The organism is Nocardiopsis sp. iso_40, assembly GCF_056173285.1.
Map to the genome: position 1 here is coordinate 2,395,633 of NZ_CM149666.1, position 23,401 is coordinate 2,419,033.

Sequence of the window (23,401 nt, forward strand, 5' to 3'; positions counted from 1 at the left end):
AGCCGGGGCGGCTCAGGCGCAGGCGGGGAAGGGGAACTCCGCCCAGCGCAGCACCTCCTCCTCGGACCAGACGCTCGTTTGCCAGTCCGCTTCGGGGAACTCGGCGGACCCCGGCTCGGGCAGGCCCAGCAGTTCGGTGAGCTCCTCCGGTCCGGTGCCCGGATCGGCCAGGGTGTCCCAGTGCTCCTCCAGGACCGCGGCGACGCGCTCCCGGGGCAGTTCCATGAGCGCATGGGCCAGGGCGAAACCGTCCGGGTCGGAGTCGAACCGGGTCAGCAGGCTGTCCGCCACGCTGACCCGCTTCCGCCGGGAGAGCTCCTCGTCCGCGGAGGCCAACCAGGCGCCCACCGCCATCCTGGCCTGACCGGCCGCGGAGCACGGCTCCTCGCGGTCCTTGGGCAGACCGACGAGCAGCACGGCGGCGTCGACGGACACGTCCTCGCGGGAGAACTCCATCTCCGTGTCCCAGTACTCGGTCACGATGACCGAGTGCTCCGGCGGGTCGGAGTACAGGGAGCTGCGGATGTTGTTCCCGGCCTGCCACACCGTGAGCACGCGTGGGCGTACGCGCTCGGGCGCCGCCGCGACGACGGGCTCCAGGGCGGCGTGCCAGTGCTCCACCCACGACTCGTAGCCGGGTAGGGGGCAGTACGCCACCCCGTCCCGGGTCCGGCACGGGGCGGTCTCCGTACCGTGCAGCTGGTCGACCGAGAACTCGGTGTCGAAGGGGAAGGCCCGGTTCGCCTGCGCTCCGGTCACCGCGACCACCACCGCCAGCAGCGCGCTCACGGCCGCCGTGACGGGCCGTACGCCCCTGCCGTCGTCCCTCCGGGCCATGGCGACCGTCAGGAGGAGGACCGCCAACAGGACGTTGAGCAACAGGTACAGCGCCGCCAGAGCGGTCACCCCGGGGGCGGAGACCGGCAGGGGCTCCACCACGGAGCGCGCGGCCGTCTCCACCCGGTTGACGATCACGTCCGCCCTCCTGCCCATGGTCGTGGACGTGTAGACCAGATAGGCCGGGATCAGCAGAACGAACGTGACCAGGGGCGCGAAGGAGCGCGTCCAGACCACGGCGGCCAGCGCGGCCAGGGGGCCGAACCAGCTCGTCACGATCACACCGGGGACGACGTACGGGCTCAGCACCCCGGCTATCGGCACCGGGACGCGTACCAGGTACCCGGCTATCTGGACCGCCGTGCACACCGAGGCCAGTGCCACCGCGGCCAGGGCCAACGACAACAGGCGGGTACGCGGGGACAGGGGCAGCGCCAACCCCGCCGAGTGGCGTACCTCGCGGATCGCGGGGAAGCTCGTGACCACGAACATGGCCACGGCCACGCACATCGCCTGGTACACGCAGTACCGGTGGAAGCCGCTCGCCGTCGGCAGGGTCAGCATCTGTCTCGTCAGTACCGGGGCGAACAGGACCAGGGGCATGGCGAGGAAGAAGACCGGGCTCGTCACCAGGTGCCGGAGGTTGAACAGGGTCAACCGCCCGAACGTGGAGCCCGTGCTCACCGGGTCTCCCTCCCCGCGCCGGTGAACAGCAGGTAGGCGTCCTCCAACGACGGCTCCACCGGGACCCCGGCGGTGGAGTCCGGGTTCTCCGCGCCCTCCGGTACGAGCACCCGGTAGCGGCCGTCCGCCAACCTCCAGGAGGTCACGCCCTCGGCGGGACGCGAGCCCTGTTCCCAGACCCGCCCCCTGGCCCGGCTGAGCAGCTCGTCCGGGGTTCCGTCGAAGATCACCCGGCCCGCGTCCAGGCACAGGACCCGGCGGCACAGGGCCGCCACGTCCTCGATCTGGTGTGTGGACAGCACCACCGTGCTGCGCGCGGCCAGCTCGGAGACCAGGTCGCGGAACCGGATGCGCTGCTCGGGGTCGAGGCCGATGGTGGGTTCGTCGAGCAGGAGGAGGTCGGGGTCGCCGAGGAGGGCGGAGGCCAGGCCCAGGCGCTGGCGCATCCCCCCGGACAGGCGGCGGACCCTGCTGTGCCTGCGGGCGTACAGGTCGACCCTGCGCATGGCGCGCCGCACCTCGTCGTGGCGCTCCCGGCGACCGCCCAGCTCCTTGAGGACCGCGACGTAGTCCAGCAGCCCGAACACGGTGAAGTGCGGGTAGAAGGAGGGCGACTGCGGCAGGTAGCCCATGCGTCGGCGGATCTCGGTGCGGTCGGCCGCCTGTTCGGGGTCGCGGCCCAGCACACGCACCTCGCCCCCGGTGGCTTCCAGGTCGGTGGCCAGGCAGCGCAGCAGCGTGGTCTTGCCCGCGCCGTTGCGGCCCAGCAGCCCGGTCACCCCCGGCCCCAGGTCGAGGTTGATCCCGGCCAGGGCCCGGCGGGTCCCGTAGCTGCGGACCAGTCCGCGCACACTCACCCCGGCCGTCGTCGTGTCCACCGTCATGCGGTCCTCATCCGGAGCAGGATCGCGCCCGCCAGCAGGGTGAGCGCCACAGCCCAGCCCGACTGGGCTGCGGGGGAGAAGAGCAGCAGCGGGTCGAGTTCCTCGGCGGCGCCGAGGAACCCCACGGTGAGCAGCCATCCGGCTCCCAGGAGGCCGCCCGCCAGGCTCAGGGGCATCCACCGGCTCAGCGACAGGCAGCCGGCGACCATGGCCAGTGCGGGGAGCAGCCAGAAGACCGCCTCCCACAGGGTCGAGGTCGAGGGCATCAGGGCCGCCGCGGCGGTGCACAGGGTCAGCGCCGGCACCAGCACGGCGCTGGTCCGCAGGAAGAGGAGGCGGTAGCCGGCCAACGGGGTCACCGAGGTCAGGCTGTGGGCCGGATCCACCCACCGGCCGTAGGCGAGGGCCACGCCGAGCAGGGGGACGACCGGTGCGGTGAAGGAGAACAGCAGTGAGCCGCGGGGCAGCTCGTAGGCGACGGTCAGGGCGGTGGCGAGTACGAGCACGGTGGCGGTCAGCCAGGCGCGGTAGAGCTGGGGGGTGGCCGCCAGCAGCTTGGCGGTGTTCTCGCGCAGGCCGAGGACGGACAGCAGGCGTTCGAGGGGGCCGCGGCGGGGCCGGTCGACGATGTCGCGCAGGCTCGCCCAGCTCCGCTCCAGCCAGGCTTCGTCCACGGGCAGCAGTTCGCGGCAGTGGGCACAGTTCATCAGGTGGGCCTCCGCGGACATGGCGGTGACGTCGTCGGCGGTGTGGGCCGCGTACTGGTGGAGTTGGTCGTGGGTCAGGTGCCAGCTCATGTGGTCAGTGCCTCCCGTAGCCGCGCCTTGGCGCGCATGACCCGTGTCTTCACGGTTCCTTCCGGTATTCGGAGGATCTCCGCCGCCTCCCGCACGGTCAGGCCGTCGAGCACGGTGGCCTGGATCGCCGAGCGCAGTTCGGGGGAGAGCTCGTGCAGGGCGGCGCCCAGCGGCCCGTGCTCGATGTTGAGCAGCACGGTGTCCTCGGCGGACGCGTCGCCGATGGTCTCGTACGGTTCGGGGGCACTGTCGGCGATCCACCGGTTGGCGCGTTTGCGCAGCTGTGAGATGAGCTGGCGGATCGCGATGGTCCACAGCCAGGCCCCGGCGTCGTCGTCGCCCGGGCGCGGGGTGAAGGAACCGGCGTTGCGCCATACCGCCAGGAAGGTCTCCTGGAGGGCGGCGTCGAGTTGGTCGGGGTCGGAACAGCGGTAGCGCAGACGCGTACGCAGCCAGGGGGCGTGCCTCCGGTGCAGGATCTCCAGGGCGTCGGTCTCCCCGGCCGCCACGGCTGACAGCAGCACCGGGTCGGTGCTGTCGGGTCCGTAGGAGGGGGTACGGCGTCGTGCGCGGCGGAGAAACTTCACGTGGGGTGCTATCGCGGCTCGGGGGCGGAACGGTTCAGCCGCGGGGAGGCCGGGGGTGCGACGTCCTGACCACGGCTTTTCCACGCTACCCGCGCGGCGGTTTCTGAATGGTCGGCACCGTGGGAGAAAATGGGGTGTATGCGCCTGAGGATCTTCCTTGAACCCCAGCAGGGGGCCACCTACGAGGACCAGCTCGCTGTTGCCAGGGCCGCCGAGGACCTGGGTTTCGATGCCCTGTTCCGCTCGGACCACTATCTCGCCATGGGCGACCACGTCAGCGGCCTCCCCGGCCCCACCGACGCCTGGATCACCCTCGCCGGCCTGGCCAGGGACACCTCCCGGATCCGCCTCGGCACGCTGATGACGGCGGCGACCTTCCGCCACCCCGGGCCGTTGGCCGTCTCCGTCGCCCAGGTCGACCGGATGAGCGGCGGCCGGGTCGAGTTCGGTTTCGGCGCCGGCTGGTTCGAGCAGGAACACGCGGTCTACGGGATCCCCTTCCCGGACTCCGGTAGGGAGCGTTTCGACCGCTACGAGGAACAACTCGACATCATCACGGGATTGTGGGCCACCCCGGCGGGGGACACCTTCCGTTACGAGGGCAGGCACTACCGGTTGGCGGAGGGCCCGGCCCTGCCCAAACCGGAGCAGGGGCCGCACCCGCCGGTGCTGATCGGCGGTACCGGACCCAGGCGTACCCCGCGGCTGGCGGCCAGGTTCGCCGACGAATACAACGTGCCGTTCTCCTCCCTGGAGGAGACCGAAGCGGCCTTCGGCCGCACGGCCGACGCGGTGCGCGCCTCCGGCCGCGGCGCGCCGATGGTGTACTCGGCGGCCCAGGTCCTGTGCGCAGGAAGGGACGAGGCCGAGGTGGCCAAGCGGGCCGCCCGGATCGGTCGGGAGGTGTCGGAGCTGCGTCAGAACGGTCTCGCCGGGAGCCCCGACGAGATCGTGGACAGGGTCGGCCGGTTCGGGGAGGCGGGTGCTGAGAGGATGTACCTGCAGGTCCTGGACATGTCCGACCTGGACCAGCTGGAGCTGGTCGCTTCGCTGGTGGTTCCGCAGCTCGACTGAACCGGGCCCGGACCGGAGGGTGCCCGCAGGCGCCGGGGAGCCACCCGATAACTTGATATCGAGATACAAGTTAGATACCTTGACGTCAAGATAAAAGTGGGGCTTCCCCCCGGCCCGCCCCCGGTTCGGGCGTGTGAGGTCGACCGCTTTTCGACGTCGGACCCAGAACCCGTGGGCGTCCGCGGCCAGTGGGTCGCGCAACCCGTGACGATGTGGCGTCGTCGCAGGTGAAAGCGGCCTTGAAGGTTCACTGAGGCGGCGGGGGCCCGCACGTGTGCCCCCCGCGACCCGGCGAACCGGTTAGGGCGGCCTCAGTAGGTCCCGCATCCACCCCATGGGGCAGGATGCTGGGGACAAAGTGGCGATATCAGGAGGCAGACACCGTGTCCGCGAACAGCTTCGGCGCCCGTGACACGTTGCGCGTTGGCGACGAGTCGTATGAGATCTTCCGGTTGGACGCCGTCAAGGGCTACAACCGTCTTCCCTACAGCCTGAAGGTGCTGCTGGAGAACCTCCTGCGCACCGAGGACGGCAAGAACGTCACCGCCGAGCACATCACGGCCCTGGGCAACTGGGACGCCAAGGCGCAGCCCAACCAGGAGATCCAGTTCACCCCCGCGCGGGTGATCATGCAGGACTTCACCGGCGTCCCGTGCGTCGTCGACCTCGCCACCATGCGCGAGGCCGTCCGCGACATGGGCGGCGACCCGGACCAGATCAACCCGCTCGCCCCCGCCGAGCTGGTGATCGACCACTCCGTCGTCGTCGACCTCTTCGGGAGCCCCGACGCCTTCGAGCGCAACGTCGAGATCGAGTACGAGCGCAACTACGAGCGCTACAAGTTCCTGCGCTGGGGCCAGACCGCCTTCGACGAGTTCAAGGTCGTCCCGCCCGGCACCGGCATCGTGCACCAGGCCAACATCGAGCACCTCGCGCGGGTCACGATGGACCGCAAGGGCCAGGCCTACCCCGACACCTGTGTCGGCACGGACTCGCACACCACCATGCAGAACGGCCTGGGCATCCTGGGCTGGGGCGTCGGCGGCATCGAGGCCGAGGCGGCCATGCTCGGCCAGCCGATCTCCATGCTCATCCCGCGCGTGGTCGGCTTCAAGCTCACCGGTCAGCTCAAGCCCGGCACCACCGCGACCGACCTCGTGCTCACCATCACCGAGAAGCTGCGCAAGCACGGTGTGGTCGGCAAGTTCGTCGAGTTCTACGGCGAGGGCGTCTCCTCGGTGCCGCTGGCCAACCGCGCCACCATCGGCAACATGAGCCCGGAGTTCGGCTCCACCGCCGCGATCTTCCCGGTCGACGACGAGACCATCCGGTACATGCGTCTGACCGGCCGCTCCGAGCAGCAGGTCGCGCTGACCGAGGCCTACGCCAAGGCCAACGGCTTCTGGCACGACCCGGCCGTCGAGCCCGAGTTCTCCGAGTACCTGGAGCTCGACCTCGCCGAGGTCGTCCCGTCCATCGCCGGCCCCAAGCGCCCGCAGGACCGCATCGCGCTGTCCGAGGCCAAGACGACCTGGCGCCACGACGTCAGCAACTACGTCGACGACGAGGTGGACGAGGCGGGCGACGAGTCCTTCCCGGCCTCCGACGCCCCGGCCCAGTCCGCGAACGGCGCGCGCCCGCACAAGTCGGTCCAGGTCACCATGGCCGACGGCACCGAGACCGAGATCGACCACGGCGCCGTCGTGATCGCCGCGATCACCTCGTGCACCAACACCTCGAACCCCTCGGTCATGCTGGGCGCCGCCCTGCTGGCCAAGAAGGCGGTCGACAAGGGCCTGTCCCGCAAGCCGTGGGTCAAGACCTCCATGGCCCCGGGCTCCAAGGTCGTCACCGACTACTACGAGCGTTCCGGCCTGACCCCGTACCTGGACAAGCTGGGCTTCAACCTGGTCGGCTACGGCTGCACCACCTGCATCGGCAACTCGGGCCCGCTGCCCGAGGAGATCTCGAAGGCGGTCCAGGACAACGACCTCGCGGTCTCCGCGGTCCTGTCCGGCAACCGCAACTTCGAGGGCCGGATCAACCCGGACGTGAAGATGAACTACCTGGCCTCGCCGCCGCTGGTGGTCGCCTACGCGCTGGCCGGGTCGATGGACGTCGACATCACCACCGAGCCCCTGGGCGTCGGCAACGACGGCAAGCCCGTCTACCTGGCCGACATCTGGCCCACCGCCGAGGAGATCCAGGAGGTCATGGACTCCGCGATCGCCTCCGACATGTACGAGTCCGCGTACTCGGACGTGTTCGCCGGTGACGACCGCTGGCGCGAGCTGCCCACGCCGACCGGCAACACCTTCGAGTGGGAGGGCGAGTCGACCTACGTCCGCAAGCCCCCGTACTTCGACGGCATGGGCCAGAACCCGGACCCGGTCACCGACATCTCCGGTGCCCGCGTCCTGGCCAAGCTGGGCGACTCGGTCACCACCGACCACATCTCCCCGGCCAGCGCCATCAAGCCGGGCACCCCGGCGGCCGACTACCTCAAGGCCAACGGCGTGGAGCGGCGCGACTTCAACTCCTACGGTTCCCGTCGCGGCAACCACGAGGTGATGATCCGCGGTACGTTCGCCAACATCCGCCTGCGCAACCAGATCGCGCCGGGCACCGAGGGCGGCTACACCCGCGACTTCACCCAGCCGGACGCGCCGGTGTCGTTCATCTACGACGCCGCGCAGAACTACGCCGAGCAGGGCACTCCGCTGGTCGTCCTGGGCGGCAAGGAGTACGGCTCCGGTTCCTCGCGTGACTGGGCGGCCAAGGGCACCCGCCTGCTGGGCGTGCGCGCGGTCATCACCGAGTCCTACGAGCGCATCCACCGCTCCAACCTGATCGGCATGGGCGTCCTCCCGCTGCAGTTCCCGGAGGGCCAGTCCGCCGACTCGCTCGGCCTGACCGGCGAGGAGACCTTCTCCATCACCGGTGTGACCGAGCTCAACGAGGGCCGCATCCCCGCCACGGTGAAGGTCACCACCGACACCGGTGTCGAGTTCGACGCCGTGGTGCGGATCGACACCCCGGGTGAGGCCGACTACTACCGCAACGGCGGCATCCTGCAGTTCGTCCTGCGCCAGCTGCTCGCCAAGCAGTAGTCACAAGCTCCGCTCCGCACCCAACAGGTGCGCCGCGCGGTTCACGGGCCGCCACCGTCCACCCGACGGTGGCGGCCCTTCTCGTGCGCCGGGTGCGTGTAGACATCACGGCCGCTCAACCGCCTCGTTGCGCTTTGAACAAGGCGGGGCGGCGCACAGGTTTCGGTGCCTTTTCGGCGCTGTGTTCGTGAACGTGCTCCGTTTCCCCCGTGTCCCCCTCCTGGTACTGGCGGCCCTGGCCTGGGCCTTCCTCGCCGTACCGTGGACGGCACGCGACCCCCTCCTGCTGGCGGCGACGGGGTTCGGCACCCTCCGGAGCGACCTCGTGGAGCGGGTGCTGCGCGGGGAGCACCGCGGCTGATCCGAGCTGACCAGGTGTGGAGCCGGTACCTGAGGGAACTCCCCAGGTTCTGGGTTGGCCGAAAGCTCCGGATATGCTCGTGCGCATGCCCCTGACCCCCGACCCCTGCCCCTCCCTGTGGTTGGCTGAACTGCGCCGACGTGCCCTGACGCTGGGTGCCGCGGCCCTCTTCGCCGTGTTCGCGACCCCGTTCGCGGCAGCACCGGCCGCGTGGGCGGAGCCCGGAGCCGAGGCGATCGAGGCCTACGAGGGTTCCCTGACCCCGGCCGAGTACTACGCGGAGGAGCTCGCCGAGCGCCCCGAGGGCGCGGCCGTGGTCGTCGACGAGGTCATGGCCGGTCAGTACGACGTGGCCGAGCTGGAAGAGGAGCTGCACGAACTCTTCTCGGCCCTCGACGTCCCCTACCACGTGATCGTCAGCCCCTTCCCCGACAACAAGGAGGAGTGGGGGACCGACTCCGTCCTGACCCCGGTCATCGACCGGCTCGGGCAGGACGGCCTGTACGTGCACCTGCGCCCCGGCACGTACACGCAGGAGGCGCAGGTCCGCGGTTACGACCTGCCCGTGGACGACAGCGTGCGCGCGCTGTACGACGATCCCAGGATCGAGCACCGCACCCCCGTCGACGCGGTCGCCGCCGTCATCGTCGAACGTCTCCAGGGCGCCGCGCCCGTGGCGGATCCGGACGGCTCGGGTGCGGAGGGCTCGGAGGCCGAACCGGGGTCGCTCACCGCCCTCTGGGAGGGATTCCTCGACGAGACCGACCCCGCCAGCTCCATGGGCGCGGAGAACCTCGGCACCCTGTCCGGGCTGGCCGGGGGGTTCCTGGTCGCCTCGGCCGGGTTCTTGATCTGGTGGCGGCTCCACGAGGACCGCGCCGCCCCTTTCGAGGTGCCCGTGGTGATCGTCACGGGCCTGGTCCTGGCTGGGCTGAGCATCGCCGGGCCCTACGCCCTCACGGTGAACGCGACGGAGGACGACGGCGCCGAGCTCGTGCGAGATCCCGCCGAGGCCCGCTTCGAACCGCCCTATGTCACCGGTACCGACCGGGTCGAGCGCCTGGTCGCCGAGACGGAGTCCGCCCCCCTGTACGTCGGCCCCCTGGTCCCGATGGACCGGACCGGGCTCGCGGCCACCGCCGAACGGCTGGAGGAGTCGGAGCTCCCGGTCCGCGCCGTGGTCGTGGCCATGGACGAGAACGACGAGTCCGCGGGTGTGCCCGAGGTCCTGGCCTACGCCCTGTCCGAGCTCACCGAGGGGGAGGCCCTCTACCTGGTCGCCACCGCCGGAACCGGGGGGCAGGTCGAGGTCGCCGCCGGGTCCACCGGTCTGGGCATCGACCCCTTCGCCCTGAGCATGGTGGCCTGGGAGATCTCCGAGGCCACCCCCGCCGAGGCCATCGAAGCGGCACTGCCCGCGCTCGCGGAGGTGCCCACCGACCCCGGTCGGCCCGACGCCGAACCGCCGTTCACGGACGACTACGTGCACGACCCAGGCTCGCCGACGGAACGGTTCTTCGGTGACGGCTTCCTCCCCTGCCTCCTGGCGGTGGGACCGCTGCTCTCCGGAATCCTCTTCGGAGCCGCCCTCATCGTGGTCTCCGTCGTGCGTGCGGTGCGCAAGAGCACGGGCGGCCCACGGACACGGATGAGCACACGCACCCTGCGCAGGCTCGCCCTGGCCGAGACCCGGTCCATGGTCCGGGAGCTGGAGGAGGTCCAGGACGCGCTGATCCCCGAGTCGGCGATGCGCGACGCCGACGCCTCCCTGGTCGTGCTCCGCCGCCCCGTCGACGCGCTCGACCTCCTCGGGGTCACGGTCCTGGCGCACCGGGCCCGGGCCGCCATCGCCGGGGACGTCGAACACGGCACTCGGGCGGTCTGCTCGGTCGACCCCCTGCACGGACAGGCGCGCAGGAGCGGCCGTGTCCACCGCCTCCCGGGCCGCAGGCCGCTGTGCGACGCCTGTTTCGACCTCTCAGGCGACAAGCGGGACAGCCGTGTGCTGGAACTGCGGATCGACGGGGCCTGGGTCCCGCACCTGGAGCTGGACCGGGTCTGGGTCCACACCAACTACGGATCGACCGGGCGCGCCCTCGTCAACGGAATCCTGGAGAAGAGCGATGCGTAGCCTCCTAACCCTCCTCGCCGCTTCGGCGCTCGCCCTGGCCTTCCTGACGGCGTCCCCCGCCGCGGCACAGCCGGAGGAGAACGCCTCCCAGGCGATCGCCGACGCCCTGGCCGCGTCCCCGGTCCACGTGGACCCCGCCTACGGCAGCGCCTTCACCGAGGAAGCCCAGCAGGGGGTCGTCTCCCTCATCGAGGCCTCGGACCTGCCCCTGTACGTGATCGCGGTGCCCCTGGTCGACGGGGACACCTGGGACGGCGAGTCCGACACCCTGGCCACCCTCGTCCACGACCGCATGGGCGGCGGAGAGGGCCACTACCTGGTCTTCGACAACAGCGGCATGTACGGGCAGGACTTCGGGTCCGGCCACGACAGCCCCGCCCACTACGGCTCCCTCACCTCCTCCTACGCCACGCAGTTCAAGGGGGACCTGGCCACCGTGGTCGAGATCTCGGTGGAGACGGCCCTGTCCGACGACCCCGAGGGCGCCTTCCTCGCCGCCGAAGCGGCCTACGAGGAGGAGCGGGAAGACGTGGCGTCGGCCCCGGAACCCTCCCCCGCTAGCACGGACGAGGCGGGTGGCGGGGGTGTCCCCGGCTGGCTGTGGCCGTCCGTGGCAGCCCTGGCACTCGTCCTGGTCGGCGGGCTCGCCTGGCGTGTCCGCCGTGCCCGGGTTCCCTCGCTGCCCGCGCTGGCCGTCACCCAGCACGCCGGGTTCGACAACGCCGACCGCGCCGAACTGGACCGGCTGGTCGAGCGGGGCGCGACGGACCTGGTCGAACTGGGCGAACGCCTGGGCCGCCTCAGCGCTGCGCCCAGGGGAGAGGAGGGCAACCGGCTCCTCCAGCACGCGCTGGACGCCCGTGCCGCCGCGGCCAGGGTCCATGACCGCATGGCCGCCACCGAACCCACCCTGCCCGACGCGGTCGGTGTGCTCGTCCTGCTCGACATGGCTGAGGACGCCATCGCGCGCAGCCGGTCCGGGTCGGGGAAGCCGCGGGTGCACTGCTACGCCAACCCGCTGCACGGCACCGGCACCAAGCTGACCGAGTGGCGCGAGTTCGGCGGCACCCGCAGTGTCCGGGTACCGCTGTGCGCCGAGTGCGCCTCGACGGTCCGGGGCCGTGGCCGACCGCGGGTCCTGCCCGCCCGGTACCGGGGGAGTGAGGTGCCCTACTACGAGGTGCCCGCCGAGGAGAGCGTGTGGGCGGCCACCGGCTACGGCGCCCTGCGTGAGGACCTGGTCGACCGCGTCCTGCGCGGCGAGCACCGGGGCGAACGCACCCGCTGAGCGGTTCGGCCGCTCCCCGTCAGGCCACCAGACAGAACACCAGGAAAGTTGCTCCGATGGACTCCTCCCGACCCTTCGCGGGTCACCGCTCCCGAACGGGCCGCCGTGCGCCGTCGTACCTGGCCGCGCCGCTGCTGGCAGCCCTGGTGCTGCTCGGCTCGGCGGCCGCCGGTGCCGGACCCGCGCATGCGGAACCCGAGAGTCCCAAGCCCACTCCCGCTGAGCACTTCGCGGGGCTCCTCGCCGAGGAGCCCGAGGGCGCGGCGGTCGTCGTCGACGACTCCCTCGCCGGGGACTACAGCCTGTCGGAACTGGAACAGAGCCTGCACGGCTCCTTCGGCCGGCTGGACGTGCCGTACTACGTCGTGGCCAGCAGCGTCCCGGACTACGCGACCACGAGCGACGACTTCCTGGCCGGGTTGCAGGACCGTGTGGGCGAGCCCGGCCTGTACGTCCACCTGCGGCCGCAGCAGTCCCGGGTCCAGGCGGTGGCCCGTCAGGTGGACCTGCCGCTGGCCGAGGCCCAGCGGGTGCTCGCCAGGGAGCGGGCGTTCACCAGCTACACCCCGCTGCACAAGATGGCGGGCGTTTTCGTGGACACCCTGACCGCCCCCGACCTCGCCGAACGGGCCGAACGGGGCTGGAGCGACTCACTACCGATCACCTGGTGGCTGGACGCCCAACTCGGCGGTCTGCGGCTGGACACCCGGTCCGGACCGGCCCAGTTGGGCGAGCTCACGGCGGGCGTCGCCGGAACGGTGGTGACTCTGGGGCTGCTACTGGGGGCGGTCCGCGCCGGTCGGCGGGGCCGCGCCGCGAAGGCGGGGTACCACGGGGACCTGCCCGGTGACCGGGCCCTCGGGGTGGGCCGCGTCCTCGTCCTGGGGACGGGTGCGGTCGTGGTGGTCGCCTCCGTGGTCCACCTGTCCACCGCGACTCTGCCCTGGGAGCAACAGCAGCGGGGGCCGACCCCGCCGCAGGTCGCCCCCTACGTCGCCTCCACGGTCCGGGTCATGCGGATCGCCGAGGAACTGGCCGAGGATCCCCTGTACGTGGACCCCCTGGCCCAGGTGGGCGTCCAGGACCTGAACGGAACCGCGGACCGTGTGGCCGGGGCCGATGTCCCCGTGTACACCGTGGTGCTGCCGATGAGCCGTACCGACGAGTCCGGCGGGGAACCGGAGGTCCTCGCGCACGCACTCCACCACGTCATGGACGAGGAGGGCGTCTTCGTCGTCGTGCACGACACCGAGGGGCACTCTCCCAAGGTGGGGGCGGCCCTGTTCGGTGTCGAGGCCGAGGGCCTCACCGAGGACCCGTACGGCCTGTGGGACGTGACCGGGCACCGGTTCGACCAGACGGTCGACCAGGCGTTGGTCGAACTGCTCGACTGGCTCGGGGACGTCTCGGCGGCTCCAGGGCAGGAACCGGAGACACCGGACTGGGCGCAGGAGAGGACCGAACCGCCCTACGAGCCCTCACGGTGGGAGGAGTTCTTCTCCGGCCGGTTCGCCGGGGCCCTGTTCCTGGCCGGACCGCTCACGGCCGCGGTGCTCCTCGCCCTGGCCGGGCTGGCGCTCCGTGTCAGGGCGCGCCTGAGTGCCGTGCCGGGACGCGCTCTGCGCCCGCGCGCCGACCGTGCGGTGCGCCGAGCGGTCAGGGCGTTGGAGTCGGCACCGCAGGACCGCCCGGGCAGGGATGCGGCCCTGCGCGAGATCGACACGGCTCTGGCCGTTCTGGCCGGGGAACCGGACGAACTCGACCTGGTCGGGGTGATCGTGCTGGCGGAGCGGGCGGTGCGCAGGCTCGACCCCGAGGCCGTGACCGGGGTCGACGCTCAGCTCTGCGAGGTCAACCCCCTGCACGGCCAGGCCGTGCGGCAGGGGACCGGCCCCGGCCGACCCCTGCACGGCCAGGCCGTGTGGCAGAGGACGAGACCCGGACCGTCCCTGTGCGCCTCCTGCACGGCGCTGGGGAAGAGCGAACGCGACCGGCGCACACTCCGGGTCGCCGCTCCGGGGGGAGACCGCGTCCCGCACGGGGAGCTGAACCGGCGGTGGGTCACCACCGGCTACGGGACCAGGGGCCGACTCAAGGCCGAAGATCTGCTGAAGGAATCCGATGTTCACTGACCACAGGACCGCGCGTACCCGTTGGGCCGCGGCCGCGGTGACACCACTGGCCGTCCTCCTCCTCGCCGCCGCCCCGGAGGTGGCCCGGGCCGACACCGAGGAGGAGGGCCAGGGGCCGAGTGAGCGCCTGGCGGCGGCGCTGGAGGAGACACCCGTCTACGTCGACCCCTCCTACGCCAGCGCCCTCCCCGAGGACCTCGTCCAGCGGGTGGAGAACAGCATCAACGACTCCGGGGTGCCGCTGAGGGTGGTGGCCGTCCCGATGATCGAGGGGGGCGACTGGAACGGTGACTCCTCCCTCATGGTCTCCGCCGTGCACGACAGGAGCGGCGCGGACGAGGCGCACTACCTGGTCCTGGACGGGCGGTCCCTGTCCGGGCACGACTTCGAGACGGGGGACGACCGCACGATCCGCGCCTTCTACGGCAACGAGGCGGCCTCCATGGAGCTGGGCCGGGACGCCCCGACCGCGGAGCGCCTGGAGCGGGCAGTGGAGATCGCGCTCTCCGACGACCCGGAGGGGATCTACGACACCGCCAGGGAGCAGCAGGAGAGCGACCCGTTCGACTGGAGGTACTCACTCGGCCCGGGATCGTACACGCTGTTCGCGGTGCTCCCCTGGGTCCTGGCGGCTCTCGCCCTGCTGGGGCTCGGTTTCGGCTTCTACCGCTGGCGCAGGCCCCGGCCGGTTCCCGTGCTCGCCCAGCACGCGGCGTTCGACAACGCGAACCGGGCGCGTCGGGCGGAGCTGGCCCGCCGGGCGGGTGAGGAGGTGGTCGAACTCGGTGAGCGGCTGAGTCAGGCGGCTCCGACCAGCGATGACGGTGCGGCGGAGGCCCTTCACCGGGCTCTTGACGCACACGCAGCGGCCCGCAGGGTCTACGACCGGCTTCCCGACACCGGGGCCCTGGAGGAGATCGCCGGGGTGCTGGTGCTGTTGGACATGGCCGAGGACCACCTGGACCGGGCGACCCGGCCCGCCAACCGCCAGCGCTCCGCGCCCCTGCGCTCGCACTGCTACGCGAACCCGCTGCACGGGACCGTCACCAGGATGACGAAGTGGCGGGAGTTCGGCGGGCGCAACGACATCAGGGTGCCGCTGTGCGCTCCGTGCGCGAAGGCGGTCCGGGACCGGCAGCGCCCGACCGTGCTGTCCGCCCGGTACCGGGGGAGTGAGGTGCCCTACTTCGAGGTGCCCGCCGAGGAGAGCGTGTGGGCGGCCACCGGCTACGGTGCCCTGCGTGAGGACCTGGTCGAGCGCGTTCTGCGCGGCGACCGCTCGGGGCGGACGAGATAACGGCCGGGCATCGGATCCCGAAACGGTGGAACCGGTTCCGCGTACCGGGTGTCAGTTCCTTGTGGCACCCTGACATGGCGCCCCGTCCGGGGCGCTCGGGCACTGCGACGGACTAGAGACAGGGCGGGCTGTGGACGACCCCCAGAAACAGGAGGCGGAACCCCGGACGGTCGGCGGGTACCGGCTGTTGCGGTCCCTGGGCCGGGGCGGTTTCGGCGAGGTGTTCCTCGGTGAGTCCGGGGACGGCACTCGGGCCGCGGTGAAGCTGCTGCACGCCAGCTGGGCGGGTGACGAGGACATGCGGCGCAGGTTCGCCGCCGAGGTGGACCAGGCACGCAAGGTGAGCGGTTTCTGCGTCGCGGCGATCCTGGACGCGGACCCCACCGCCGACCGGCCGTGGATCGCCACCGAGTACATCGACGGCCCCACCCTCCAGTCCTCCGTCGAGACGGACGGACCGCGCGCCGGAGTGGAACTCCAGCGCCTGGCGGTGGGTACCGCGACCGCGCTGGCGGCCATCCACGCCGCCGGTGTGGTGCACCGGGACCTGAAGCCGGAGAACATCATGCTGGCCCAGGACGGGCCCCGGGTGATCGACTTCGGGATCGCCCGCGCGGTGGAGACCACCTCGGTGACCGCCAGCGGTGTGGTCGGCACGATCGGGTACATGGCCCCCGAGCAGCTGGAGGGCGCCCGGCTGACCTCGGCCGTGGACGTCTTCTCCTGGGCTTCGGTGATGGTCTTCGCCGCCACCGGCCAGGAGGCCTTCCCCGGACCCACCCAGGCCTCGCGCATCGCCCGCATCCTGGGCGGCACACCCGACCTGGGCGGACTGGAGGGCCCGTTCGCCGACACCCTCCGCGGCTGCCTGGACAAGGACCCCGGAGAACGGCCCGACGCCGAGTCCCTCATGAGACTGCTGATCGCCGCCCCCTCGGGCGGCGGGCCGACCCGGGGACCGAACCGGACCGGGGAGCACGCGCCCACGACCCCCGCGCCCGACCACGAGGCCACCTCGGTGGAGCCCCGCGCCGACGACCGGACCCGGATCGGTGTCGACCGGACCAGGGTCGCCGAGCACCCGCCCACCGGTGTCGTCCCCGTCGACCCCACCCGGGTCGCGCCGCCCGCCAAGGCCGACCCCACCCGCGCCTACACCCGGGTCGCTCCGCAGGAGACCCCCCTCGCCCCACCGGTGCAGGCACCGTCCACGCCGGCGCCGCACGCCTCCGGACACCACGGACAGGGCGCCCCCGGACCGGACCCGTCCGGTTCGGGCCACCACGGCTACGGCTCCTACGCCTCGGGGCCGCACACTTTTGCCCCCGGGCACACCGGCGGCGTACCCCCCTACCACTTCGCCGGGGTCCGGTTCGTCGACCCGGGGTCCCTGGCCGAGGCCCTGCAGCAGAACTGGAACGCCGCCGTCCAGCTCTTCAACGACCCCGCCGAACGCGCGGCCCTGGGCGCCTGGATCATGGACGACCTGCGCGACACCACGATCGACCGCTCCCTCTTCCGACGCGAGGTCAGGGACGCCAACCTGGCCGTGGCCTCCTTCGTCGCCCAGGTACGCCCGGACCTGCCACCGATCTTCCGCGGCAGGGGCGTGTCGGTGGCGGAGCTGAAGGAGCTGTTCGCGGACCCCCGTCCGCTGCTCACCGGTGCACCGATGTCCAACGAGCTCGTGCTGCTGGCCCGCCCCGAGGTGCTGAGCGCCGTGAACGCGCACCACGCCCCCGAGCCCGGCGCCCATCAGCGGCTCGCCGAGGAGCTGTACCGGGCCGAACGCGCCGGGACCGCCCTGCACGAGCTCCTCTCCCGCGAACTCGCCGGATGGCGCTCGACCCGGCCCAACGTCAACCCCGCACTGGTCCTCGCCTTCCTCCTTAACCCCGAACGCGTGACCCCGCCGGGCAGCGGAGGCGACGCCGGGGTGGCCGAGTGGGTGGACATCCTCTGGCAGCGCGTCACCGACGCCGCCCACCCGGACAGCGCCGGGTACGCCGCGGCGGTCTACGGGGCCATGAACACCGTCCAGGCCCTGGCCCAGCAGCGCCGTTACTGGGAGGAGCGCTACTCCGAGGTGTCCGGGACACACGAGGCGCTCCAGGAGAAGGTGCGCTTCCAGGAACGCCTGTCGGCCTGGACCCGGCGGTGCAGGTACGGCATCGTCGCGTTGCCCGTCGGGTTCGTCCTGAACGCGGCCGCGAACGCGGGCGACGTGGCCCTCGTGGCGAGCGTCGTCGGCAACTTCCTGGTCTACGCGGGCCTCTTCGCGCTCCTCGGTACGTTCGGCAGCGCCGTCACGAACGTGGTGATGTGCGGCGACGCCAAGCGCAGGAGCCAGCGGGTCATGGCGTTGCGCAACTCCGGTCACCAGCTGCCCCAGCTGACCTCGGGCGTGAACCGCATCCGCGGCGACCTGGCCCAGGCGCGGCGGATCACCGCGGGCTGACCCGGCGGGTTCTTCCGGCCAGACCCCTCCCGGACCGGACCGACAAGAGAACAAGGAAAGGTGGGCTCGTGGACGAGACCACGGACCCGGCCGCCCCCGGACGCACGGTCGGCCCCTACCGCCTGTCGCGTTCGCTGGGCCGGGGCGGTTTCGGCGAGGTGTTCCTCGGTGAGTCCGGGGACGGCACCCGGGCCGCGGTGAAGCTGCTGCACGCCAGCTGGGCGGGTGACGAGGACATGCGGCGCAGGTTCGCCGCCGAGGTGGACCAGGCCCGGAGGGTGAGCGGTTTCTGCGTCGCGGCGATCCTGGACGCGGACCCGGAGGCGGACGAGCCGTGGATCGCCACCGAGTACATCGACGGCCCCACACTCCAGCACGCCGTGGCCGAGCACGGCCCCCGCCGGGGCGACGAACTCCAGCGCTTGGCGGTCGCCACCGCGACCGCGCTGGCGGCCATCCACGCCGCCGGGGTGGTGCACCGGGACCTGAAGCCGGAGAACATCATGCTGGCCCAGGACGGGCCCCGGGTGATCGACTTCGGGATCGCCCGCGCGGTGGAGACCACCTCGGTGACGGCCAGCGGCATCGTCGGGACAGTGGGGTACATGGCCCCCGAGCAGTTGGAGGGGATGCGGCTGACCTCGGCCGTGGACGTCTTCTCCTGGGCTTCGGTGATGGTGTTCGCCGCCACCGGCCGGGAGGCCTTCCCCGGACCCACCCAGGCCTCGCGCATCGCCAGGGTTCTCTCCGGGGAGCCCGACACCGGTGATCTGTCCGGTCCGCTGCTGGACGTCGTCCTCGCCTGTCTGGACAAGGATCCGAAACGGCGCCCCGACGCCGCGGCCCTCTTCCACCACCTGGTGGCCGGCACCTCGCCGGAACCCGTGGAGACCGTGGCGCCCACCCGGGTCGAGGAGGGGCCGCGAACCCCGCCCACGCTGCACTGCACCGAGGTCGCGGGAGGCGCGCGCCCGTCTTCCCGGCCCGAACCGGGACACGCGCCGGGGTACCTGCCGGGGTACGCGCCGAACCGGCCTCCGGAACCCGCTCCGCCCGGTCCCGGCGCCCGCACGCCCTCCGCCGCCGCTCCGCCACCCTCGGGGGAGGCGCCGCCGTACCACTTCGCCGGGGTCCGGTTCACCCGGATCGAGGTGCTCGCCGCGGCCATGCAGGAGAACTGGTCGGACGCGGTCATGGTCTTCGGGGACCACGCGGAGCGGGCCATGCTCGGTTCCTGGGTCATCAACGACATCAACGACACCCGGGTCGACCGGTCGCTGTTCCGCAGGCAGGTCCGGGACGCGAACATGGCGGTGGCCTCCTTCGTGGCCCAGGCCGCCCCGGAACTGGCGCCCCGTTTCCGGGGACGCGACCTGACGGTCGCGGGGCTGGGCCGGTTGTTCCGCGACCCGCGCCCACTCGTCACCGGCGGCCACGAGGCCAACGAGCTGATGCTGCTGGCCCGCCCGGGGCTGCTGCGCCAGATGGCCGAGCACCGGGCCGGGGACGGCGCACAGCTGCGTCAGCTGGCCCGGGACATCGAGACGGCGGAGCGTACGGGGGCGTCCTTCCACCGGGAGCTCGCCCAGAACCTCGTCGGCTGGCAGAGGTTCGAGGGCAGGACGGACCCCGCCCTGGTGCTGACCTTCCTGCTGCACCCGGTACTCGCGGTGGCGCCGGACCCCGGCGACCTGCCCCGGGTGCGGGTGTGGACCTCGGTCCTGTGGTCACGTGTGGAGTCCGCCTCGGGTGCCCGCCGGGCCGGGTACGCGGCGGCGGTCTACGCGGCTCTTCCGCACATCGTCACCCTCGCCCGGCAGCACGGGGTCTGGGAGCGGAAGAAGGAGGTGCTGGACCGGGAGCACCGGATGCTCGCCGGGGCGGTGGCCGCCCAGAACGAGCACCGGAGCGCGCAGGTGGTGCTGGGGCGGGCCGCGATCACCCTCCTGGTCGCCGCCTTCGTCCTGGCCTCGGCAGCCCCGGGCTCCGGGGCCGGGATGCTGTTCCTCCTGGCCTCCACCGGCTCCTTCCTCGCCTGGGTGGTCCTGGCCGTGCAGCGGTCGCAGCGCCACGGGAGCGACGCCCTGCGGGCGTCCAGGGAGTCCCGTCTGCGGAACATCCCCGTGCAGGGCCGCGAACTGGTGGAGGGCCTGCAGGTGATGGACCGCGACCTGGCCGGGGCCCGGCAGCTCTGCTCCCAGCCTCCCCGGCACCACGACTGACCACGCGGAGCGCCTGCCCTCCGCCGCCGGGCCTCCTCGGGCCGTTCCGTCCGTCAGAAGTTGTCCAGGCGCAGGTCGGCGCGGTCCCGTGGGTGGTCGCGGGCGTAGAGGGAGTCCTCCTGCCGGGCCCAGCGCGCACGGTGGGGGGCGTACGCCTCGGCGTCGTCGCGGCTGTCGAGCCGCTCCGCCCGCACCCGCCCGGGCGCCTCCACCCACACCAACAGGTCCACCAGGCCGCGCACGGGCGCCGCACCCGAACCGCACCCCTCCACGATCAGGGTGCCTCCGCCCCCGACCAGGTCGGCGGGCAGCCCCACCCGCTGCGTACCGAAACCGCCGCGCTCCCAGTCGTACCGGTACCAGGACGCCTCGCGCCCCCGGGAGAGCGGAAGCAGGACCCGGTCCCGCAGCAGTACCGGAGCCTCGGCCAGGCCGTCCCAGCCGGGGTAGAGGTCCTCCATCGTCAGTACGGCCACCCGCTCGCCCCGGTCGGCCAGGGCCCGGCGCACCTCCTCGGCCACCGTGCTCTTCCCCGAGCCCGAACGGCCCTCCACCGCCACGATCCGCACGAGGGGCCCGTGCCCAGGGGTGCCCAGTACGACCCCGGACACCCGGTCCGCCCACCCGCGCCGGTCGGTTCTGTCCCTTGGCATGCTCCGGATCCTAGCCCCAGTACCGGGTCCGGGGTTCGGCGCTCCGTTCACTGCTTGTAGCATTCCTCGAAACAACGCCAGAGTGCGCGCAACGAGGACGAAGGGGTGTGTGGTGACCGAGACCGGCACGACCCCGGGATCCCAGTCCGCGCTGCGGCAGGCCAACGAGCGCCGCGTCGTGGACGTGCTCCGCCGCGACGGCACCCGGACACAGGCCGAACTGGCCCGCGCCACGGGACTGTCGGCGGCCAGCGTCTCCAACATCGTGCGGGGTCTGCGTGCCGCCGGGACCGTGTCGGTCCGCAACACCTCCTCCAACGGGCGCCGGGCCCGGGCCGTCACCCTCCTGCGCCCGCCGGGAACGGTGGTGGCGATCGACTTCGCCGTCGACCGGATTCGGGTGGCGATCGGTGACAGCGAGGGCAACATGCTCGCCCACGAGTCCATCGCCTACGAGGTCACCGCCGATCCCGCCCGTGCGGTCCGCCGGGCCGCCTGGTTGACCGAGACCGCGCTGCTGGGGGCCCGGATCGACCTGGGCACGGTCGCCTCGGCGGTGGCCTCGGTGCCGGGTCCGATCGCTCCCGGCAGCGGTGCGGTCGGCGCCATCTCCTGTCTGCCCCGCTGGTCGGACTTCCGTCCGGCCGCGGCGCTGGAGGAGAGGCTGGGCCTGCCTGTGCTGGCCGAGAACGACGCCAATCTCGCGGTGGTGGCCGAACGGAAGCTGGGCGCCGCCCAGGGGGCCGAGCACGTCATCCAGCTGGTCCTGGGGGAGGGGATCGGCGCGGGCATCGTCATGTCCGGCCAGCTCTTCCGGGGGGCGGGCGGTACCGCCGGCGAAATCGGCCACATCGGGCTCGACTCACGCGGGCAGGTGTGCCGTTGCGGTAACCGCGGCTGCCTGGAGACCTTCGTCGGCACCGGGTACCTGCTGAACATGCTGCCCAGGAACCACGATCTGGGGCCGGGGACGGACCGGGTCCGGCTGAACGAGGTGGTCGCCTCCGCCCTGCGGGGGGATCCCGGGAGCCGTCGGATCATCGCCGAGGCCGGAACCGCCCTGGGCCAGGGCGCCGCGATCACGGCCAACCTGTTCAACCCGGACCTGGTGGTGGTGGGCGGAGACCTGGCCGATGCCGGTGACCTGCTGCTGGAACCCATGCGCCGTGCGATGGAACTGGGGACCCTGGGCGGAGCCCTTGCCCAGCTCGAGCTGGTGACCAGCGCCCTGGGCGAGGACGCCTCACTCCGTGGCGCGCTGCTCACGGCCGCTCACAACCTGAGCTGAACACGGCGCCGCGTCCCGGCCCCGGGCAGCCCGCCCCGGTCAGCTCCGGTCTCCCTTCGTGGCGCCCGTCAACCGTCCCCGCACCCTCCACCCGGGGTGAACGCCGGACACGGGAGGTCGTACCCACCCGTCAGACGGACACCTGTCTGCGAATCCGTGGGCTTGCACCACGTGTGGTTGACAGTAGGTCACACCCCCGGAAAACCTCTCTGACCTGCGCTTTTAATGACTTCATGTTATGAAGCTAACACTTGTGATGTTTCGGTTATGTGTTCATGAGTTGACGGCAAGGTGGCCCCGGGGTTCTACTTCACATCATCAATCGCGAGTTCCCACCCGCACCGGTTCCGCAAGAGAGGTCCCCCGCGTTGAGCACAAGACGCCCCCACTCCCGACGTTCAACCGTCTTCGGTATCGCCGCCGCCAGCGCCGCGTTGGCCCTGTTCACCAGCGCCTGCGGCTCGCTCACCACGAGCGGTTCGGACGAAGAGGTCGAGACGCACAGCCTCGAGGAGGGCTTCCACGTCGGACTCCTCCTCCCCGAACTCCAGACGGCCCGTTACGAGGCCTTCGACCGCCCCTACTTCGAGGAGGCGCTGGAGAACCTCTGCCCCAACTGCGAGCTCTCCTACGCCAACGCCGACCAGGACGTCGACGAGCAGCAGACCCAGGCCCAGGCGATGCTGACCGACGGGGTCGACGTGCTCGTGCTCGGCGCGGTCGACTCCGAGGCCGCCGCCGGCACCGTCAACGAGGCGAGCAGCCAGGGCGTGCCCGTCGTGGCCTACGACCGCCTCGCCCAGGGCGGCGTGGACATGTACGTCTCCTTCGACAACTTCCGGGTCGGCCAGGTCCAGGCCGAGGCGCTCCTGGCCGCCCTCGAAAAGGAGGGCACCGCGGGCGACGGCCAGATCGTCATGATCAACGGCTCCCCGACCGACCCCAACGCCGGCGACTTCAAGGCCGGCGCCCACGAGATCTTCGAGGGCCAGGTCGAGATCGGCCAGGAGTTCGACACCCCCGACTGGTCGCCGGACGAGGCCAACAGCCAGATGGAGGGCGCCATCACCTCCCTCGGCCTGGACGAGATCATCGGCGTGTACTCGGCCAACGACGGCATGGCGGCGGGCATCATCTCCGCCCTGCGCAGCGCCGGTGTCCCGGCGGACGAGCTTCCCCCGGTCACCGGTCAGGACGCCGAACTCCACGGCATCCAGCGGATCGTCTCCGGCGAGCAGTACATGACCGTCTACAAGGCCATCCGCCCCGAGGCCCAGGTCGCAGCCGCCATGGCCGTCTCCCTCGCCACCGGCGAGGACTTCGAAGCCGGTGAGCACACCCTCACCGAGGTCGAGGACGCCGACGGCGAGCCGGTCAGCGCCGTACTGCTCGACCCGGTCGCGGTCACCGAGGAGAACATCGGCGACACGGTCGTCTCCGACGGTTTCTACACCATCGAGGAGATCTGCACCGAAGACTACGCCGACTTCGAATTCTGCCAGGAAGCCCTCTAACCAGGTCCGGTGCCCGGGCCGCCCCGCACGGTCGGGGCGGCCCGGGTGCGACGCCCCACCTGGGACGGAGCAACCGGACCCGTC

General features: G+C 71.9%; 16 protein-coding genes. 11 read left to right on the plus strand and 5 right to left on the minus strand.

Annotated features, from left to right (window positions below):
• Nucleotides 1–12: 12 nt before the first annotated feature.
• From AC0VYD_RS10540 to AC0VYD_RS10555, 4 genes are read right to left on the minus strand one after another with little or no spacing between them, the layout of a single operon-like run.
• Nucleotides 13–1,521, minus strand: a complete 1,509-nt coding sequence (locus tag AC0VYD_RS10540; RefSeq protein WP_475479693.1) for a hypothetical protein — start codon at nucleotides 1,519–1,521, stop codon at nucleotides 13–15.
• Complete coding sequence (locus AC0VYD_RS10545; RefSeq protein ID WP_475479694.1) at nucleotides 1,518–2,405, minus strand: ATP-binding cassette domain-containing protein; 888 nt, start codon at nucleotides 2,403–2,405, stop codon at nucleotides 1,518–1,520. The genes AC0VYD_RS10540 and AC0VYD_RS10545 overlap by 4 nt, the downstream gene beginning before the upstream one ends.
• On the minus strand, nucleotides 2,402–3,202 hold the full coding sequence (locus tag AC0VYD_RS10550) for a zf-HC2 domain-containing protein (RefSeq protein WP_475479695.1): 801 nt from the start codon (nucleotides 3,200–3,202) through the stop codon (nucleotides 2,402–2,404). Before AC0VYD_RS10550 ends, AC0VYD_RS10545 begins: the two co-directional genes overlap by 4 nt.
• Nucleotides 3,199–3,789, minus strand: a complete 591-nt coding sequence (locus AC0VYD_RS10555; RefSeq protein ID WP_475479696.1) for an RNA polymerase sigma factor — start codon at nucleotides 3,787–3,789, stop codon at nucleotides 3,199–3,201. Before AC0VYD_RS10555 ends, AC0VYD_RS10550 begins: the two co-directional genes overlap by 4 nt.
• Before the next feature lie 138 nt (nucleotides 3,790–3,927).
• On the opposite strand from AC0VYD_RS10555, the gene AC0VYD_RS10560 reads away from it, so the two are divergent.
• The 9 genes from AC0VYD_RS10560 (at nucleotide 3,928) to AC0VYD_RS10600 (ending at nucleotide 19,862) form a co-directional block, all read left to right on the plus strand.
• Nucleotides 3,928–4,863, plus strand: coding sequence for an LLM class F420-dependent oxidoreductase (locus AC0VYD_RS10560; protein WP_475479697.1), 936 nt, complete (start codon nucleotides 3,928–3,930; stop codon nucleotides 4,861–4,863).
• A gap of 383 nt (nucleotides 4,864–5,246) precedes the next feature.
• Nucleotides 5,247–7,973 (plus strand): aconitate hydratase AcnA, encoded by a 2,727-nt coding sequence (acnA, locus tag AC0VYD_RS10565; protein WP_475479698.1) that lies wholly within the window; start codon nucleotides 5,247–5,249, stop codon nucleotides 7,971–7,973.
• Nucleotides 7,974–8,160: 187 nt separating this feature from the next.
• Nucleotides 8,161–8,334 (plus strand): hypothetical protein, encoded by a 174-nt coding sequence (locus AC0VYD_RS10570; RefSeq protein ID WP_475479699.1) that lies wholly within the window; start codon nucleotides 8,161–8,163, stop codon nucleotides 8,332–8,334.
• Nucleotides 8,335–8,407: 73 nt separating this feature from the next.
• A complete protein-coding gene (locus AC0VYD_RS10575; RefSeq protein WP_475479700.1) occupies nucleotides 8,408–10,465 on the plus strand; it encodes a hypothetical protein in 2,058 nt (685 codons plus the stop codon).
• Nucleotides 10,458–11,753, plus strand: coding sequence for a hypothetical protein (locus AC0VYD_RS10580; RefSeq protein ID WP_475479701.1), 1,296 nt, complete (start codon nucleotides 10,458–10,460; stop codon nucleotides 11,751–11,753). Before AC0VYD_RS10575 ends, AC0VYD_RS10580 begins: the two co-directional genes overlap by 8 nt.
• A 56-nt stretch (nucleotides 11,754–11,809) precedes the next feature.
• Complete coding sequence (locus AC0VYD_RS10585; RefSeq protein WP_475479702.1) at nucleotides 11,810–13,885, plus strand: hypothetical protein; 2,076 nt, start codon at nucleotides 11,810–11,812, stop codon at nucleotides 13,883–13,885.
• Nucleotides 13,875–15,182 carry a hypothetical protein gene (locus AC0VYD_RS10590; RefSeq protein ID WP_475479703.1) on the plus strand — a complete coding sequence of 436 codons (1,308 nt, stop codon included), beginning with the start codon at nucleotides 13,875–13,877 and terminating at the stop codon, nucleotides 15,180–15,182. The genes AC0VYD_RS10585 and AC0VYD_RS10590 overlap by 11 nt, the downstream gene beginning before the upstream one ends.
• Before the next feature lie 130 nt (nucleotides 15,183–15,312).
• Nucleotides 15,313–17,640, plus strand: a complete 2,328-nt coding sequence (locus AC0VYD_RS10595) for a serine/threonine protein kinase (RefSeq protein WP_475479704.1) — start codon at nucleotides 15,313–15,315, stop codon at nucleotides 17,638–17,640.
• Nucleotides 17,641–17,708: 68 nt separating this feature from the next.
• Entirely contained in the window at nucleotides 17,709–19,862 is a 2,154-nt protein-coding gene (locus AC0VYD_RS10600; RefSeq protein WP_475479705.1) for a serine/threonine-protein kinase, read from the plus strand.
• A 53-nt stretch (nucleotides 19,863–19,915) separates the two neighbouring features.
• On the opposite strand, the gene AC0VYD_RS10605 is transcribed toward AC0VYD_RS10600, so the two are convergent.
• Entirely contained in the window at nucleotides 19,916–20,515 is a 600-nt protein-coding gene (locus AC0VYD_RS10605) for a uridine kinase family protein (RefSeq protein WP_475479706.1), read from the minus strand.
• 112 nt (nucleotides 20,516–20,627) lie between these two features.
• Between AC0VYD_RS10605 and AC0VYD_RS10610 the strand changes: the two genes are divergently transcribed.
• Both AC0VYD_RS10610 and AC0VYD_RS10615 read left to right on the plus strand, forming a co-directional pair.
• Nucleotides 20,628–21,803: an ROK family transcriptional regulator gene (locus AC0VYD_RS10610; RefSeq protein ID WP_475480237.1), complete on the plus strand. Its 1,176-nt coding sequence runs from the start codon at nucleotides 20,628–20,630 to the stop codon at nucleotides 21,801–21,803.
• A 368-nt stretch (nucleotides 21,804–22,171) separates the two neighbouring features.
• Complete coding sequence (locus tag AC0VYD_RS10615; protein ID WP_475479707.1) at nucleotides 22,172–23,317, plus strand: ABC transporter substrate-binding protein; 1,146 nt, start codon at nucleotides 22,172–22,174, stop codon at nucleotides 23,315–23,317.
• The last annotated feature ends 84 nt before the right edge of the window (nucleotides 23,318–23,401 follow it).